Source organism: Pseudomonas sp. EA_65y_Pfl2_P74, from assembly GCF_963970575.1.
Classification (GTDB): Bacteria; Pseudomonadota; Gammaproteobacteria; order Pseudomonadales; family Pseudomonadaceae; genus Aquipseudomonas; species Aquipseudomonas baetica_A.
In genome coordinates this window covers 1-17,030 of the sequence record NZ_CAXAOQ010000008.1, presented here as the reverse complement: position 1 = coordinate 17,030, position 17,030 = coordinate 1, and the positions used below count along the sequence as shown (strand labels likewise).

General features: G+C 59.8%; 14 protein-coding genes. 5 read left to right on the top strand and 9 right to left on the bottom strand.

The features are described 5' to 3' along the window. Positions 1-21: 21 nt before the first annotated feature. From sutA to glnK, 4 genes are all read right to left on the bottom strand, one after another. Positions 22-348 (bottom strand): transcriptional regulator SutA, encoded by a 327-nt coding sequence (sutA, locus tag AACY18_RS07815; RefSeq protein WP_007920420.1) that lies wholly within the window; start codon positions 346-348, stop codon positions 22-24. A gap of 101 nt (positions 349-449) precedes the next feature. Next, positions 450-875: a secondary thiamine-phosphate synthase enzyme YjbQ gene (locus tag AACY18_RS07810; protein ID WP_339464640.1), complete on the bottom strand. Its 426-nt coding sequence runs from the start codon at positions 873-875 to the stop codon at positions 450-452. A 215-nt stretch (positions 876-1,090) separates the two neighbouring features. Next, positions 1,091-2,428 (bottom strand): ammonium transporter, encoded by a 1,338-nt coding sequence (locus AACY18_RS07805; RefSeq protein WP_221730843.1) that lies wholly within the window; start codon positions 2,426-2,428, stop codon positions 1,091-1,093. 36 nt (positions 2,429-2,464) lie between these two features. Beyond that, on the bottom strand, positions 2,465-2,803 hold the full coding sequence (gene glnK, locus AACY18_RS07800) for a P-II family nitrogen regulator (protein ID WP_002555808.1): 339 nt from the start codon (positions 2,801-2,803) through the stop codon (positions 2,465-2,467). Positions 2,804-3,216: 413 nt separating this feature from the next. Here glnK and AACY18_RS07795 point away from each other — a divergent pair, with 413 nt between their 5' ends. Next, complete coding sequence (locus AACY18_RS07795; RefSeq protein ID WP_016772581.1) at positions 3,217-3,477, top strand: accessory factor UbiK family protein; 261 nt, start codon at positions 3,217-3,219, stop codon at positions 3,475-3,477. Positions 3,478-3,911: 434 nt separating this feature from the next. On the opposite strand, the gene AACY18_RS07790 is transcribed toward AACY18_RS07795, so the two are convergent. Further along, positions 3,912-4,418 carry a nucleotidyltransferase family protein gene (locus AACY18_RS07790; RefSeq protein WP_339464696.1) on the bottom strand — a complete coding sequence of 169 codons (507 nt, stop codon included), beginning with the start codon at positions 4,416-4,418 and terminating at the stop codon, positions 3,912-3,914. Between the two features lie 291 nt (positions 4,419-4,709). Between AACY18_RS07790 and AACY18_RS07785 the strand changes: the two genes are divergently transcribed. Beyond that, on the top strand, positions 4,710-6,203 hold the full coding sequence (locus tag AACY18_RS07785; RefSeq protein WP_339464638.1) for a YifB family Mg chelatase-like AAA ATPase: 1,494 nt from the start codon (positions 4,710-4,712) through the stop codon (positions 6,201-6,203). On the opposite strand, the gene AACY18_RS07780 is transcribed toward AACY18_RS07785, so the two are convergent. From AACY18_RS07780 to AACY18_RS07770, 3 genes are all read right to left on the bottom strand, one after another. Next, positions 6,200-7,414: an aldose 1-epimerase family protein gene (locus tag AACY18_RS07780; protein WP_339464637.1), complete on the bottom strand. Its 1,215-nt coding sequence runs from the start codon at positions 7,412-7,414 to the stop codon at positions 6,200-6,202. The genes AACY18_RS07785 and AACY18_RS07780 overlap by 4 nt on opposite strands. Before the next feature lie 210 nt (positions 7,415-7,624). Beyond that, positions 7,625-9,601: a methyl-accepting chemotaxis protein gene (locus AACY18_RS07775; RefSeq protein ID WP_339464636.1), complete on the bottom strand. Its 1,977-nt coding sequence runs from the start codon at positions 9,599-9,601 to the stop codon at positions 7,625-7,627. Positions 9,602-9,788: 187 nt separating this feature from the next. After that, a complete protein-coding gene (locus AACY18_RS07770; protein WP_339434281.1) occupies positions 9,789-10,709 on the bottom strand; it encodes a LysR substrate-binding domain-containing protein in 921 nt (306 codons plus the stop codon). A 159-nt stretch (positions 10,710-10,868) separates the two neighbouring features. On the opposite strand from AACY18_RS07770, the gene AACY18_RS07765 reads away from it, so the two are divergent. Beyond that, the gene (locus AACY18_RS07765; protein ID WP_339464694.1) at positions 10,869-12,263 is read left to right on the top strand and encodes a NorM family multidrug efflux MATE transporter; all 1,395 of its coding nucleotides are present in this window, start codon (positions 10,869-10,871) and stop codon (positions 12,261-12,263) included. Between the two features lie 49 nt (positions 12,264-12,312). Here the strand turns inward: AACY18_RS07765 and AACY18_RS07760 are convergent, their stop codons facing one another. Then, positions 12,313-13,986 (bottom strand): putative bifunctional diguanylate cyclase/phosphodiesterase, encoded by a 1,674-nt coding sequence (locus AACY18_RS07760; protein ID WP_339433768.1) that lies wholly within the window; start codon positions 13,984-13,986, stop codon positions 12,313-12,315. A gap of 262 nt (positions 13,987-14,248) precedes the next feature. Here AACY18_RS07760 and rep point away from each other — a divergent pair, with 262 nt between their 5' ends. Together rep and AACY18_RS07750 are read left to right on the top strand one after the other, a co-directional pair. After that, positions 14,249-16,258: a DNA helicase Rep gene (gene rep, locus AACY18_RS07755; RefSeq protein ID WP_339433769.1), complete on the top strand. Its 2,010-nt coding sequence runs from the start codon at positions 14,249-14,251 to the stop codon at positions 16,256-16,258. Positions 16,259-16,317: 59 nt separating this feature from the next. Continuing rightward, a complete protein-coding gene (locus tag AACY18_RS07750) occupies positions 16,318-16,890 on the top strand; it encodes a xanthine phosphoribosyltransferase (RefSeq protein ID WP_003229440.1) in 573 nt (190 codons plus the stop codon). Positions 16,891-17,030: the final 140 nt, after the last annotated feature.

Sequence of the window (17,030 nt, the reverse complement as noted above, 5' to 3'; positions counted from 1 at the left end):
TCAGCAAGCAAGCGGCACGCCTCAGATAGGGCGGCTGCCGTACTTGTTGTCCGGCTTCTTGGGCGGATCGGCGACCACATTGGCCTCCACTTCCTGCACTTTTCCGCCTCGCGACAGGAACTCTTCCATGGCCTTGGCCAGGGCGTCGCGCTCCTTGTTCTTGGCTTCAATGCTCGGCAACTCGTCAACCGACACCGCAGCCTTGGCTTTGCCTTTGGCAGCCGGGGCCGGCGTATCGTCACCGCCATCGTCGTCAGCAACGTCTTCCGCTGCTGCTTCCAGGCCTTCCTCGGCCTCGTCTTCGTCGCCTACTTCGAGGTCGTCGTTTTCCAGATCATCGTCGCTCATGTTCTACCTCATGACTTGCGAAAAGCAGATTAGTTATAGACCAGCTTTGGCAACTGTCGAAAGTCGCCGTTAAAAAATCATTCGCCGCTGCTGATCAGCGGCTATGCCCCTTCACCGTGCAAGGTGGCAAGGACTTTACGGGCACCGCCATGATCACGGTGCTCGCCCAGATAAACGCCTTGCCAGGTGCCCAGTGCCAGTCGACCTGCCGAAACCGGCAGACAGATCTGGCAACCCAGCACGCTGGCCTTGAAGTGCGCCGGGAGGTCGTCCAGGCCTTCGTCGTTATGCTCATAGCCGTCTGTTCCTTGTGGGATCAGACGATTGAAAAATCGTTCGAAGTCGCGACGGACCGCCGGATCGGCGTTCTCGTTGATGGTCAACGACGCCGAGGTATGTTGCAGCCACAGATGCAAAAGACCGACCCGGCACGCCTTGAGTTCAGGCAGGCCATTGATCAACTCGTCCGTCACCAGATGAAAGCCCCGGGGTCGCGCCCGCAGGGTTATCAGAGTCTGCTGCCACATACAGTTCTCCGCACGTTCGGGGCGCATTCTAGCGCGCTCTGGGAAAAAACAAAGGCCCTAATATTCCTGCAATGGTGTAAGCCATTGCCCGCAGAAAAACACCCTTCATAAACACGACAAAAGCCGTACGAAAAATCCTTTCAGCTTGTCCTTCAATGACAAATCCCAGACAAAAAAATGCCCGGCGAACCGGGCAAATTCTTGAGTGCGCGTACTTACAGGTTGTAGCCGCGTTCGTTGTGTTGTGCCAGATCCAGGCCCACCGACTCTTCTTCGTCAGTCACACGCAGCCCCATCACGGCGTCCAGTACCTTGAGGATGATGTAAGTGACGATCGCGGTGTAGATCACCGTGAAGCCGACGCCTTTGCACTGAATCCATACTTGAGCGGCGATGTCGGTGACAGTGCCGAAGCCACCCAGCGACGGTGCAGCGAACACACCGGTGAGGATCGCGCCGAGAATACCGCCGATACCGTGTACGCCGAACGCATCCAGGGAGTCGTCATAACCGAGTTTGCGTTTCAGGGTGGTGGCGCAGAAGAAGCACACCACACCCGCCGCCAGACCAATGACCAGTGCGCCCATCGGGCCCACGGTGCCGGCAGCCGGAGTGATCGCAACCAGACCGGCCACCACACCCGAGGCAATGCCCAGTGCGCTAGGTTTGCCGTGGGTGATCCACTCGGCGAACATCCAGCCCAGCGCCGCCGCAGCGGTAGCGATCTGAGTGACCAGCATCGCCATACCGGCGGTGCCGTTGGCCGCCGCAGCGGAACCGGCGTTGAAGCCGAACCAGCCGAACCACAGCATCGCCGCGCCCATCAGGGTGTAACCGAGGTTGTGCGGAGCCATTGGAGTGGTCGGGAAGCCTTTGCGCTTGCCCAGCACCAGGCACGCCACGAGACCTGCGATACCGGCGTTGATATGCACAACGGTGCCGCCAGCGAAGTCGAGTACGCCCCAGTCCCACAGCAGGCCGCCGTTACCGGACCAGACCATATGTGCGATCGGCGCATAAACGAGGGTGAACCACACGCCCATGAAGATCAGCATCGCGGAGAACTTCATCCGCTCGGCGAACGCACCGACGATCAGCGCCGGGGTGATGATTGCGAAGGTCATCTGGAAGGTGATGAACACCGCCTCAGGGAACAGCGCGGCCGGGCCGGTCAGGCTGTCAGGTGTAACGCCAGCGAGGAACGCTTTGCCCATGCCGCCGAAGAACGAGTTGAAGTTGACGACGCCCTGCTCCATGCCGGTGGTGTCGAACGCAATGCTGTAGCCATAAATGACCCACAGGATGCTGATCAGACCGGTAATGGCGAAGCACTGCATCATCACGGAAAGAATGTTTTTGGAGCGAACCATGCCGCCGTAGAACAGCGCCAGGCCCGGGATGGTCATGAACAGCACGAGGGCTGTCGAGGTGAGCATCCAGGCCGTGTCGCCGGAATTGAGGACTGGGGCCGCCACTTCGTCTGCCGCCATTGCAAGGCTTGGCATTACGATGGACAACAGGGCTCCTAGCCCTGCGAATTTACGCAGAGTCATATTGTTTTCTCCTGGGGCGTTGGGGTTTGTGGCGGCTTAAATCGCGTCGGTATCGGTTTCGCCGGTACGGATACGAATCGCCTGTTCCAGATTGACCACGAAGATCTTGCCGTCACCGATCTTGCCGGTGTTGGCCGCCTTGGTTATCGCCTCGATAACGCGATCCAGATCCTTGTCGTCGATGGCCACGTCGATTTTCACCTTGGGCAGAAAATCGACCACATATTCCGCGCCGCGATACAGCTCGGTGTGACCCTTCTGCCGGCCGAAGCCTTTGACTTCAGTAACGGTAATGCCCTGCACGCCGATTTCGGACAGCGACTCGCGCACGTCGTCCAACTTGAACGGCTTGATGATGGCAGTGACTAGCTTCATGAAACTTTCTCCCGAATTGGTGGACTTGCCCCAGGAAAACAAACCCGACTCAAGTCTAAGCGCAGTGCCTGGCTTTGTAACGCATCGTCGGCCTTGACTGCCCGACTGACGCCAGCTAACCGCATCAGACGAAACTCCCCGTTCCGCCTGCCGCACTGCATTCGTCACAGCGACTGCATCAGTGCATGGGTCACAGGTCACTAAGCAGAAACCTTGCCATCTCGCCAAAACCCACTGATTTCAATCGCTTGGCCGCTGTCGCAAGCACCTTCGTGCAAAAGGCCATCCGGTTACGCACAACAACGGTGCGCTGCCGCCCATGCTCTTGCGCGAAAAGCGTGCATCCCGGCCTGCGAGATTGACTATAGACACTGCGTGATACACTGCCGGCCATTGTTTCCAGGACACTTCCCATGCTCGCGCCCAAAGACTTCCTCGACGCCCTGAGCGGCACCGCTTCTCGCCTGTTCAGCGGCGACACCCCGCTGCCGAAAGCCGAAATCGAAAGCCAGTTCAAGATGCTGTTGCAAAGTGCCTTCAGCAAACTCGATCTGGTCAGCCGTGAAGAGTTCGATAGCCAGATGGTTGTGCTGGCGCGCACTCGCGCTCGCCTTGAGAGCCTCGAAGCGAAGGTGGCCGAGATGGAAGCGAAGCTGAATCCGCCAGCCGAGTAACCCTGCTCCCCCTGTAGGAGCTGCCGAAGGCTGCGATCTTTTGATCTTCAGCCCTTCAATGATCTCGGCAACGTCCTACAACCTGAGTGACCGCCGTCCGATTGCGCCGAAAAGCCCCGGTTCCTAAGCTCACCCTATGCTGAATATTCAGCACTGAGTTTGGCGACCTGGAAAGCTTAAGGCGCACGACCACCATCTGATGGCGGCTAGATGTAACGCCTCATCGAGTTATGGCGGTTGTGCGTGGGAGATCTTCGGGTCTGCCGGGTTCCTTTTGCTCCGGCTCGCCAACCCGCGTACAACTGCCACCCGATCGTTTGGCGACGATCGAGGGCAGCCCTAAAGCAAGAGGAGCTGTTCGATGAATCAAGATGACACTTACCTAACGCCTTACAGCTTCACCCGCCCTGATGGTTGAGGCCTGCAAACAATTGTCAGTAGTCGATAACCTTCAGGTTTGGCCATACACCCAGCCAATCCTTGGTACGTAAACGATCCAGGTAAACTGCATGCTTCTCGGTTTGGAACCTCGCAGTAGGCCGAACAACAAGATCGAAGAGGTCATCCAGACCAAGCGGTGCTGCGACCTCCAGAACGCCCTGCGTACCGAGCCTTATGGCAATTGCCGTCGCTGTTTCCGGCCAGAACCTGATGGCATCAATTGCGCTCGCATAAGGCGCATCAGCATTTCGCAGATGCATACGCGCCTGGTTCTTCACTGACCAGTTGTATGAGGCGTCAATATTCCGTAAGCAAGCCTCCAGTTCAGTGTCTGATTCAACAGTGGCCCGCTCTTGATCGAACCAGATGACATCAATGTCCGATGGCAATGGCGAATAAACGCGCTGGTGTAATCGATCCCATACGGCGCTGCGCAGAAATCCCGCCCCTATCCAGCAATCAGGTAATCCAAGGCTCTGCACCAGACGCAATATCCGCATACGCACTGGATCCGCCTCGATTAGCACTTGGATTTGCTCTATCTGTTTCACGGCCGTTGTCACGTTTCAACTCTTCACGATTTCGACACAGGCCAGTGTAACCACCGCAGGTTCAAGGCTGGCGGCCACAAGACGACATCCAATAGTCATTTCCCGGTTGCGACCAGAGCCATACGTTCGCAACATCCCGTGAAAGTTTACCCACGCCCCCACCCCTCCAACTCTCCCGCCCCCTACTACCCTTAAAAAAGCCCGCAGGAAGCGGCTCCCGATTCAGCTCAAGGAACGACCATGTCCCTCTCCATCGTCCACAGTCGCGCCCAAATTGGCGTGGATGCTCCCGCCGTTACCGTCGAAGTCCATCTGGCCAACGGTCTGCCGTCGCTGACCATGGTCGGCCTGCCCGAGGCGGCGGTGAAGGAGAGCAAGGATCGCGTGCGCAGCGCGATCATCAATTCTGGACTGCAGTTTCCGGCGCGGCGGATCACTTTGAATCTGGCGCCGGCGGATCTGCCCAAGGATGGCGGGCGGTTTGATCTGGCGATTGCCTTGGGGATTCTGTCAGCGAGTGTGCAGGTGCCGTGTCTCACGCTGGACGATGTGGAGTGTCTCGGTGAGCTGGCATTGTCCGGCGCCGTGCGGCCAGTGCGAGGAGTGTTGCCGGCAGCGCTGGCGGCGCGCAAGGCCGGGCGGGCGCTGGTGGTGCCACGGGCAAATGCCGAGGAGGCGTGTCTCGCTTCAGGGTTGAAGGTGTTTGCGGTGGATCATTTGCTGGAGGCAGTCGCCCATTTCAATGGGCATACACCGGTCGAGCCTTACGTTTCTGACGGTTTGATCCATGCCACCAAACCCTACCCCGACCTCAATGAAGTGCAGGGACAATTGTCGGCCAAACGCGCCCTGCTGATTGCAGCGGCGGGCGCGCACAACCTGTTGTTCAGCGGGCCACCGGGGACGGGCAAGACCTTGCTGGCGAGTCGCTTGCCGGGGCTGCTGCCGCCGCTGTCTGAATGCGAAGCGCTGGAAGTGGCAGCGATTCAGTCGGTGGCCAGCGGCATCCCGTTGACCCATTGGCCACAGCGGCCGTTTCGCCAACCCCATCACTCAGCGTCCGGCCCGGCACTGGTCGGTGGCAGCTCCAAACCGCAGCCCGGCGAAATCACCCTCGCCCACCATGGCGTGCTGTTCCTCGATGAGTTGCCCGAGTTCGACCGAAAGGTACTGGAGGTACTGCGCGAGCCATTGGAGTCCGGGCATATCGTGATTGCGCGGGCCAAGGATCGCGTGCGTTTCCCGGCGCGGTTTCAGTTGGTGGCGGCGATGAATCCGTGCCCCTGTGGATATCTTGGCGAGCCGAGCGGCAAGTGTTCGTGCACACCGGACATGGTGCAGCGTTATCGCAATAAACTGTCGGGGCCGTTGCTGGATCGGATCGATTTGCACCTGACGGTGGCGCGGGAAGCAACGGCGCTGAACCCACAGGTGAAGCCGGGAGAGGACAGTGCCAGCGCAGCGGCGTTGGTGGCCGAGGCGCGTGAACGACAGCAAAAGCGTCAAGGCTGCGCCAATGCATTTCTTGATCTTCCGGGCCTGAAGAGGCACTGCACGTTATCCACAGCCGACGAATCCTGGCTGGAATCAGCTTGTGAACGGCTGACGCTATCGCTGCGCTCGGCCCATCGGTTACTCAAGGTCGCCAGAACCCTGGCTGACCTTGAGCAAGTCGATGCAATCAGGCGTGAACACCTCGCCGAAGCGCTGCAATACCGGCCGGCGACGCCTTAATGCTCGGTCAGATCAACCAGCGGTGTCTGCCGTACTTCGGTTGCACGCCCGGCCTGAATCTCGGTCACGCGTTTCAAGGCGCTATCCACAGCCCCTTTGTCCGCCAGCAGGCTGTAGCTGATCTGGAACTGTTTGTGTTCCTTCGGCGCAATGGTCGGCACCAGACTCAGCGGGCGCTGATAGCGGCGGTTGTAGGAGAAACTGGTGCCTGGCTCCAGCCCCGTGACATAGCCCTGCCCTTGGGTGTCAGTGTTTTTCCACAGGGAAAACACCGGCAATTGCTGGGTATTGAAGCCGACGGAGACACCAAGGCTGCCGGCCTTGTTGTGCAAAACGGCCAGGGTCTCGCCTTTGGCGTCGGCATAGGGCACGACATTGTAGACGGTTTCGTCGTAGTCCTTGGTTGGTGCGCGATACGTCTGCCAACTCGCCAATTCATCCTTGGCCTTGTCGTTGAACGGCGACACCTGTTTTACCGGCGCAGCAAAACGTGCGCCCTGTTCGAGGAACGGCGTGCTGAAGTTGCTGTGATACAGCGCCTGGTATTCCTTCGGATAATCGCCGTTGTTGGTCAGCGTATCGTTGAGTGCGAAACGCACGCTGCCGGGCTCGGTGACCAGTTCGGTGGCTACAGAGAAATCGACTTTCTTGAACGCCTGCTCTTTCAACTCGCCACGCAGGCTGATGGCGTAAGGCGGTTTTTCGTCGATGTGCAGCGTAACGGTACTGGCCGGAATGTTGGCAGCGCGTCCGTGCAGGGTCAGCAACTCACCCTTGTCCATGCCGGGATGGCCGACCCATTCGTAGCCGCAGCGGGTCACCAGTTCATTGAAACCTTCCAGCCAGCCCAATCCGCCGCGGCCATTGAGTTCGATGAATGCCGGGTTGACCACCTCCTTGACCGGCGAGTCCCACCCCATGCGCACGTTGCCAACGGAGGCGTGCAGGACATTCATGCCACGGGTCGGCACCACCGAGAGTTTCATCGTGCCATTGTCGATATCAACGATGCTGACACCTTCCTGCCGCCCGCCATGGAGGGTACGCAAGCTGACGGAGAAGGGTTTGTCGGTTTTCACACCGAGCTGTTCACTGGTGATGCTCCAGTTTTGCGCGGGCTTATTGGTATCGAGGAGCACGTAATCCCAAGCCATGGCGTGGGAAGCAGCGGACAGCGCGCCGAGTGCGGCAACGAGTTTGAGCAGGGTCATGGCAGCAGCCTTTATTGGAGTTGTGCCATTTTTATAGCGCTGCGGAAACGATTCAGCAAGTGTAATGACGGAAGTAGAGCTGCGATTGATCCGCGCAAGCAATTGCGGGCAAGCCCGCTCCCGCACGGTTCAACGGCGAGCGCAATTTTTGCGCACAACCGATATACCTGTGGGAGCGGGCTTGCCCGCGATGGCTGTTTCAAAGCCGCATCAACGAAAACGATCAACCTCGGAACGCAAGTCCGCCGCCAATTTCTCAAGCTCTTTAGCCGTCACCGCAAGGTTGGAAACAACCTCACGCTGTTCACTGTTGGCCAACGCGATGCTCTGCAAGTTGCTGCTCAGCAAGGTCGCCGTGCTGCTCTGCTCCTGGGTTGCGGTGGTAATCGCGGCAAACTGTTGCCCGGCCGAGCGACTCTGCTCATCGATCCGCGCCAGTGCCGAAGCGACATTGGCGTTGCGCGACAAACCTTCCTGCATCAGCACATTGCCTTGTTCCATCGTGCTGATCGCATTACCGGTTTCCTGCTGAATGCTGTGGATCATGCTGGAAATTTCATCGGTGGCCTGACGCGTGCGCGAGGCCAGGCTACGCACTTCATCAGCCACCACGGCAAAGCCGCGACCTTGTTCACCGGCGCGGGCAGCTTCAATCGCCGCGTTGAGCGCCAGCAGGTTGGTCTGTTCGGCAATCGAGGTAATCACGCCGACAATGCCACCGATTTCCTGGGAGCGCTGGCCGAGGGTGTTGATCACCGTGGCGGTGCTGTTCAGGGCGCCCGCGATTTGCTCAAGCGACGACGAAGCCTCTTCCATCGAGCTGCGACCAATCTGCGTTTGCTGGGCATTTTCCTGAGCCAGACGCTGAGTGGCACCCATGTTGTCGGCGATGTCCAGCGAGGTTGCGCTGAACTCTTCAACCGCGCCGGCCATGCTGGTGATTTCGCCGGACTGCTGTTCCATGCCGTCGTATGCGCCACCGGACAGGCCGGAAAGTGCCTGCGCACGGCTGTTGACCTCTTCCGAGGCACGGCGGATGTGCTCGACCATGGTCGACAGCGCCTGGCTCATCTGGTTGAACGCGCGAGACAGCTGACCGATTTCATCATTGCTGGACACATTCAAACGCACGCTCAGATCACCGGCGCCCAGGGCTTCAGCCTGATGTACCAGGTCGCTCAATGGCGCGAGTTTGCTGCGCAGCAACCAGACCACGGAACCGACCGCCAACAACATCGCCAGCAGGCTGCCGATTGCCAGTTGGGTGCCGACGCTCCAGGTCACCGCGCGAATCTCGGCTTTCGGCATGCTTGCCACCACCGACCACGGCCCGCCGTCGAACGGCACCGATACGCTGTAGAAGTCTTCAGCCTTGTCGCTCCAGAACTGGCCCTTGCCCGGCGTCTTGGCCAAACCGCTGATCACTGCAATCGCTTGATCCTGCGCCTGCACGCCGGCTGGCGGAACCAGCCATTTGTTATGCTCATCCAGCAATGCCAGCGAGCCCGTCTGACCGATGCGGAAGCGCTTGAGGTTTTCAAATTGGGCGTTTTGCGCGTCGGTGTAGTCGAAACCGACGAACAGCACCGCAATCACCTTGCCGCTGCCGTCGCGCACCGGGGTGTATTGGGTCATATAGGAGCGATCGAACAGCACGGCACGACCCACGTAGCCCTGCCCTGCCATCAACTTCGCATAGGCCGGGTGAGTGTGATCAAGCAAAGTACCGATGGCGCGCGTGCCGTCCTGTTTGGTCAACGAGGTGCTGACCCGCACGAAATCTTCGCCGCTGCGCACAAACAGCGTGGCGACGCCGGCGGTCATCTGCTGGAATTCGTCAACTTCCTTGAAGTTGTTGTTCATCACTTCGCCGCCCAGGTGCAGGCCCGGCGTCTGGGTGCCGGCAACGGTCACCGGCTCACTCGGGTGAATGCTCAAACCTGTGCTGAATCGCTTTTCGAACAACCCGCTCAGGCGCTGCGTGCTTTCACGCAAGGTGCCGTGGAAAGTGCTCAGTTGGTCAGCCAGCAGGCGGGCCTCACTGGCCAGATGCTCTTCACGAGTGGCGAGGTTGGCGGTATCCAGCGAACGCAGGGCGAAAACCGTACTGCCGCTGATGACAATCGCCAATATCACAGCGAGCGCGAGGCCCAGTTGTGAGGCGATCCGGGCGCGAGGTTGAGACATGGATAGCTCCTGGCCGAGCCACCGGATCCTCCTTGATCGCAGCACTTGCTCGGAAAATTCTAAGAATGGGGTGAATCGCGGACACCGGCACGACGGTTCCACAAGCACGTATTCGGCGGAAAAACCCAATACTTGAGCAATTAGCAAGGTTATGGCACAAGGCCGGCATTGTGAGGGCTCGAACGTTTCAGCTCAAGCGAACGACGGTCGGCAATTCCATGGCGCGGACTTCACCTTGCAGAAAATCACTCAGACGGCGCAAACGTTCACCTCCCGGACGGGTTTTGGGCCAGACCAGGTAATAGTTGAGTCCACTGGCAACCGCGGTCGGCCACGGCAAACTCAAGCGACCTTGCGCGACATCTTCGGCGACCATCAGCAGATCCCCCATCGACACGCCATAACCCCGAGCCGCCGCGATCATGCCAAGCTCCAGCGTATCGAACACCTGCCCGCCCTTGAGCGACACCTGATCGGACAGCCCCATGCACTCCAGCCAACTGCGCCAATCGCGTCGATCCGGGGTCGGGTGCAATAACTCGGTGGACGCCAGTCGCGCGACGTCCCACGGCTGGTCGTTGAGAAGATTGGGGGCGCCCACCGGGATCAGCTCTTCGGGAAACAGCAGGCTGGCTTCCCAGTCCGGCGGGAAATGGCCGTCGCTCAGCAGCACGGCACAGTCAAAGGGCTCATCGTTGAAATCCACCGAATCCACATCCATCCAGGCACTGGTCAGTTGCACCTCGTTGCCCGGTTGCAAATGGCGGAAGCGACTGAGCCGTGCCAGCAGCCAGCGCATGGTCAGTGTTGACGGGGCTTTCATGCGCAGGATGTCGTCCTCGGCGCGCAAGGTGTTGCAGGCCCGCTCAAGGGCGGTAAAACCTTCACGGATGCCCGGCAACAACATGCGCGCCGACTCGGTGAGTTGCAGGTGGCGCCCGCTGCGGTGAAACAAGCGGCAGGCAAAATGATCCTCAAGCGTGCGAATGTGCCGACTCACTGCACTTTGGGTGATCGACAGCTCTTCAGCGGCGCGCGTAAACGAGCTATGCCGCGCCGCCGCTTCAAATGCGCGCAGGGCATACAAAGGAGGAAGACGACGAGACATTCAGAAAGCTCCTATAGCGGGACGAGAGCAACTTAGCAGAATCCGCTCAGGATGAGTTTTAATCATGCCACCCATCCTTTTTATCCCTTTGTGCAATCGCGTGCATGCGCCGAGAATCGACGGTCTCCAGTTCCCTCTGTCAATCGAGTGGTGATGACCATGCAGCATCCTGTGCGTACCGAACTCTGGGCCATCCTGCGGCTGGCAGGGCCGCTGATTGCTTCACAGTTGGCACACATGCTGATGGTGCTGACCGACACCTTGATGATGGCGCGCTTGAGTCCCGAGGCTCTGGCTGGCGGCGGTCTCGGCGCGGCGACTTACTCGTTCGTGTCGATTTTCTGCATCGGCGTTATCGCTGCGGTCGGTACGCTGGTGGCGATCCGCAAGGGCGCGGGCGACATCATCGGTGCCGCACGCCTGACCCAGGCCGGGTTATGGCTGGCGTGGCTGATGGCACTGGGCGCCGGGCTGCTGCTCTGGAACCTCAAACCGGTGCTGCTGCTGTTCGGCCAGACCGAAACCAACGTCAACGCTGCGGGCCAGTTCCTGATTGCGCTGCCATTCGCCCTGCCCGGCTATTTGAGTTTCATGGCCCTGCGCGGCTTCACCAGCGCGATTGGCCGGGCGACCCCGGTCATGGTCATCAGTCTGGCCGGCACTGTGGCCAACTTCCTGCTCAATTACGCACTGATCACTGGCATGTTCGGCCTGCCGAAACTCGGGCTGATGGGCATCGGTCTGGTCACGGCGATTGTTGCCAACTGCATGGCGCTGGCACTGGCCTGGCACATTCGTCGGCACCCGGCCTATGACGCTTATCCGTTGCGCGCCGGCCTGTCGCGGCCTAACCGCCAATACCTCAAAGAGCTGTGGCGCCTCGGCCTGCCGATTGGCGGCACCTATGCGGTGGAAGTCGGGTTGTTCGCCTTCGCAGCGCTGTGCATGGGCACCATGGGCAGTACGCAATTGGGCGCGCATCAGATCGCCCTGCAGATCGTTTCGGTGGCGTTCATGGTGCCGGCGGGATTGTCATACGCGATCACCATGCGCATCGGCCAGCATTACGGCGCCGGGCAACTGAACGATGCGCGGATGTCCGGGCGGGTCGGGATCGTGTTCGGCGCGGTGGCCATGCTCGGGTTTGCGATGGTCTTCTGGCTGCTGCCAAATCAGTTGGTGGGCCTGTTCCTGGATCACAATGATCCGGCGTTCGCCGAGGTGATCAGACTGGCGGTGAGCCTGCTGGCAGTGGCGGCGTGGTTCGAGCTGTTCGACGGCACCCAGACGATTGCCATGGGCTGCATTCGCGGCTTGAAGGACGCGAAGACTACATTTCTGGTCGGGCTCGGTTGCTATTGGTTGATCGGTGCGCCGGCCGCGTGGTGGATGGCGTTTCACCTGAATTGGGGACCGACGGGCGTCTGGTGGGGCCTGGCGCTGGGCTTGGCGTGCGCGGCAGTGAGCCTGACACTGGCGTTTGAGTGGAAGATGAAGCGGATGATTCGGCGCGAGCCTCAATCGCAAGGCTTCAATATCGCTCAGGCTGAATAAAATTCCCCTGTGGGAGCGGGCTTGCTCGCTCCCACATTGGGTTTTGTGTTCAGCTCACGATTTCCATTACTGGCTGTTGGCTGGAACCGAACGTCAGGTACTCAACCAACTCCGCCAACGGCAGCGGCCGGCTGATCAGATAACCCTGCACCTGATCGCAAGCAAAGCCGCGCAGCAACTCCAGCTGTTCCGGAGTTTCCACCCCTTCGGCCACCACTTCCAGATGCAGGTTGTGCGCGAGGTTGATCATTGCGTGCACCAGTTTGCGGTTCTCTTCGCGCTGCTCCATGCCGCCGACAAAACTTTTATCGATCTTCAGCAAGGTGATCGGCAGGCTGTTGAGGTGCACAAACGACGAAAAACCGGTGCCGAAATCATCCAGCGAGAAGCGCACGCCGAGGCGACCGAGGGCGTCCATGGTCTGTTTGACCAGATCGCTGCGGCGCATGACGGCCGTTTCGGTGAGTTCGAATTCCAGCCACTGCGCCTCGACACCACGTTCGGCGATCAAACGGCTGAGGGTCGGCAGCAACTGACTGTCCTGAAACTGCCGGAACGACAGATTGATCGCCATGTGCAGCGCTGGCAGTCCGCGCTCGCGCAGCGCCTGCATGTCCCGCAGCGCCCGGGAAATCACCCAGTAACCGAGCGGCACGATCAGACCGCTCTGCTCAGCCAGCGGCACGAATTCGCTGGGCGGCAACAGACCACGCTCGCCATGACGCCAGCGCACCAGAGCTTCGAGGCCGACGATCTGCCCGTCTGCAAGATTCAAACGTGGCTGGTAATGCAGCTCCAGTTCATCGCGGCGCAAAGCCCGGCGCAACTCGCTTTCCAGGTCAGCCATGCTTCGCGCGTTGCGGTTGATGCGCTCGTTGAAGATATGAAAGGTGCAGCCCTGGGTACTCTTGGCTTGCTGCATGGCGATGTGCGCGTGCCACATTAGCGGATCGGCGCCGCCCTGGGCGCGGGCATGTGCAATACCAAGGCTGGAGCCGATCAGCAGGCTTTCGCCATCGACCCAATACGGTTCGGCCAAGGCTTCGGTGATCCGTTCGGCCATCCACTCGGCGCGTTGCGGGGCCCGGCGGGTGTCGATCAATAAGGCAAATTCGTCGCTGCCCAACCGCGCCAACTGATCGCCGGCCTCCAGCTGATTCTTCAGCCGCGACACCACTTGCAGGATCAAGCGGTCGCCGGCCTGATGGCCGAGGGCGTCGTTGGCGTGGCGGAAGTTGTCGAGATCGAGATGCCCGAGCGCCAGACCACGGCCGTCGTTTTCCGCGAGGCGCGCCGCGAGCAAGGTCTGAAAACCCTGACGATTGGCGATACCGGTCAGCGGATCCTGTTCGGCGAGGCGTTGCAGGGTGTTTTCCAGCAGGCCGCGTTCGCGCACATGGCGCAGGCAACGACGCAGCATGCCGGCGTCAAGGGCATCGAACACCAGCCAGTCGCTGACGCCAACGGGCGCGGTGGCTGGCTCTTGGTCCAGCAACAATACCGTCGGCAGGCAGCAACGACCGGGGAGCGGTTGCAACGCGGGAACGGTCAACAGCACCGCGTGGCGGTTGTCTTCGAACAAACGGCGGACCGACTCCCAGCTCGGCGCGCTGATCAGCACCGCCGCGCTCCCCATCGGAGCCAGACACTCACGCAATAACGCTGTCCACGCTGGCTCTTCGGCCAGTAGCAGCAAACGCAAGGGTTCGACAGGCGTAGACAAGCTAGCTCCCTAGACTCTGCAATGATGTGGGCGGGGCATTATGCCGTTGCGCCGTTCAATGACCAAATGACAACGGTTATCAGAACGTTATTTTTTGTCACGAATGAGAACATTAGCCGCAAAATCTCCGCGCATCCTGCGTGAAAGTAACAAAACCGGCAAATTCGAATCGCGTGGTGCGTCACAAGTCGGACAGAGCAGCACAAATCGCTGAGCCTGTTAAAATGCCGGCCCATTTCGTCAACGACTCCCGAATTTTCGTATGTCCCGACTCAATCCCCGGCAGCAAGAAGCCGTGAACTACGTCGGCGGCCCTCTATTGGTGCTCGCCGGTGCTGGCTCCGGCAAGACCAGCGTGATCACGCGCAAAATTGCGCACCTGATCCAGAACTGCGGCATCCGCGCCCAGTACATCGTCGCCATGACCTTTACCAACAAGGCCGCGCGCGAGATGAAGGAACGGGTCGGCACCCTGCTGCGTGCCGGTGAAGGTCGCGGCCTGACGGTCTGCACCTTCCACAACCTGGGCCTGAATATCATCCGCAAGGAACATGCGCGGCTGGGCTACAAACCCGGTTTCTCGATTTTCGACGAGACCGACGTCAAAGCCCTGATGACCGACATCATGCAGAAGGAATACGCAGGCGACGACGGCGTCGACGAGATCAAGAACATGATCGGCGCCTGGAAAAACGACCTGATCCTGCCGCCCCAGGCGCTGGAGAACGCACGTAATCCCAAGGAGCAGACCGCCGCCATCGTCTACACCCACTATCAGCGCACGCTCAAGGCGTTCAACGCGGTGGACTTCGACGACCTGATTCTGCTGCCGGTGAAGCTCTTCGAAGAGCACGCCGACATTCTCGAAAAGTGGCAGAACAAGGTGCGTTACCTGCTGGTCGACGAATACCAGGACACCAACGCCAGCCAGTACCTGCTGGTGAAAATGCTCATCGGCAAGCGTAACCAGTTCACCGTGGTGGGCGACGACGACCAGTCGATCTACGCCTGGCGCGGTGCGCGCCCGGAAAACCTGATGCTGCTCAAGGACGACTATCCGTCCCTGAAAGTGGTGATGCTGGAGCAGAACTACCGCTCCACCAGCCGCATTCTGCGTTGCGCCAACGTGCTGATCTCGAACAACCCGCACGAATTCGAAAAACAACTGTGGAGTGAGATGGGCCACGGCGACGAGATCCGCGTAATCCGCTGCCGCAACGAGGACGCCGAGGCCGAGCGCGTGGCCATGGAAATCCTCAGCCTGCACTTGCGCACCGACCGGCCCTACAGCGATTTCGCGATCCTCTATCGCGGTAACTATCAGGCCAAACTGATCGAACTGAAGTTGCAGCACCATCAGGTGCCTTACCGCTTGAGCGGCGGCAACAGCTTCTTCGGCCGCCAGGAAGTGAAAGACCTGATGGCCTACTTCCGGCTGATCGTGAACCCGGATGACGACAACGCCTTCCTGAGGGTGATCAACGTGCCGCGCCGCGAAATCGGCTCGACCACCCTGGAAAAACTCGGCAACTACGCCACCGAACGCAAGATCTCGATGTACGCGGCCACCGACGAAATCGGTCTGGGCGAACATCTCGACAGCCGCTTCACCGATCGCCTGTCGCGTTTCAAGCGTTTCATGGACAAGGTGCGCGAGCAGTGCGCCGGCGAAGACCCGATCTCAGCCCTGCGCAGCATGGTCATGGACATCGACTACGAGAACTGGCTGCGCACCAACAGCTCCAGCGACAAGGCGGCCGACTACCGGATGGGCAACGTCTGGTTCCTGATCGAGGCGTTGAAAAACACCCTCGAGAAGGACGAAGAAGGCGAAATGACCGTCGAGGACGCCATCGGCAAACTGGTCCTGCGCGACATGCTCGAACGTCAGCAGGAAGAGGAGGATGGCGCCGAAGGCGTGCAGATGATGACGCTGCATGCGTCCAAGGGTCTGGAATTCCCTTACGTGTTCATCATGGGCATGGAAGAGGAAATCCTCCCGCACCGCTCCAGCATCGAAGCCGACACCATCGAAGAAGAACGCCGTCTGGCCTACGTGGGTATCACTCGTGCTCGTCAGACCCTGGCCTTCACCTTCGCCGCCAAGCGCAAGCAGTACGGCGAAATCATCGATTGTGCGCCCAGCCGCTTCCTCGATGAGCTGCCACCGGACGATCTGGCGTGGGAAGGCAACGACGACACACCGACCGAAGTCAAAGCCGTGCGGGGCAACAACGCATTGGCCGATATACGCGCGATGCTAAAGCGCTAGAATTGACCACTTTTTTTACTAGACCTTCGGCGCACAAAACGCCAAATGAGGACAGCTTCATGGAAGCATTGCACCAGAAAATCCGCGAACAAGGCATCGTGCTTTCCGACCAGGTCCTGAAGGTCGACGCCTTCCTGAACCACCAGATCGACCCGGCCCTGATGAAGCTGATTGGCGACGAGTTCGCCACGCTGTTCAAGGATTCGGGCATCACCAAAATCGTCACCATCGAAGCCTCGGGCATTGCCCCGGCGATCATGACCGGTCTGAACCTCGGCGTGCCGGTGATCTTCGCCCGCAAGCAACAGTCCCTGACCCTGACCGAAAACCTGCTGTCGGCGACCGTTTACTCGTTCACCAAAAAGACCGAAAGCACCGTGGCCATCTCCCCGCGTCACCTGACCAGCAGCGACCGCGTGCTGATCATCGACGACTTTTTGGCCAACGGTAAGGCGTCGCAAGCGCTGATCTCGATCATCAAGCAGGCAGGCGCCACCGTCGCCGGCCTGGGCATCGTCATCGAGAAGTCGTTCCAGGGCGGCCGTGCCGAGCTGGATTCGCAGGGCTATCGCGTTGAGTCGCTGGCTCGCGTTAAATCGCTGAAGGACGGCGTTGTAACCTTCATCGAATAAAGCCACACCGCCCCCTGTGGGAGATTCTATGGTTCATGCCTAGCCCCTAAACCGCTTTAGGTGAGTATTCGCTCTGGTTTTTCAACAGAGCAAATACCACCCGGGCAAGCTTGCGGGCTAGTGCGACCAGTGCTTGGGTA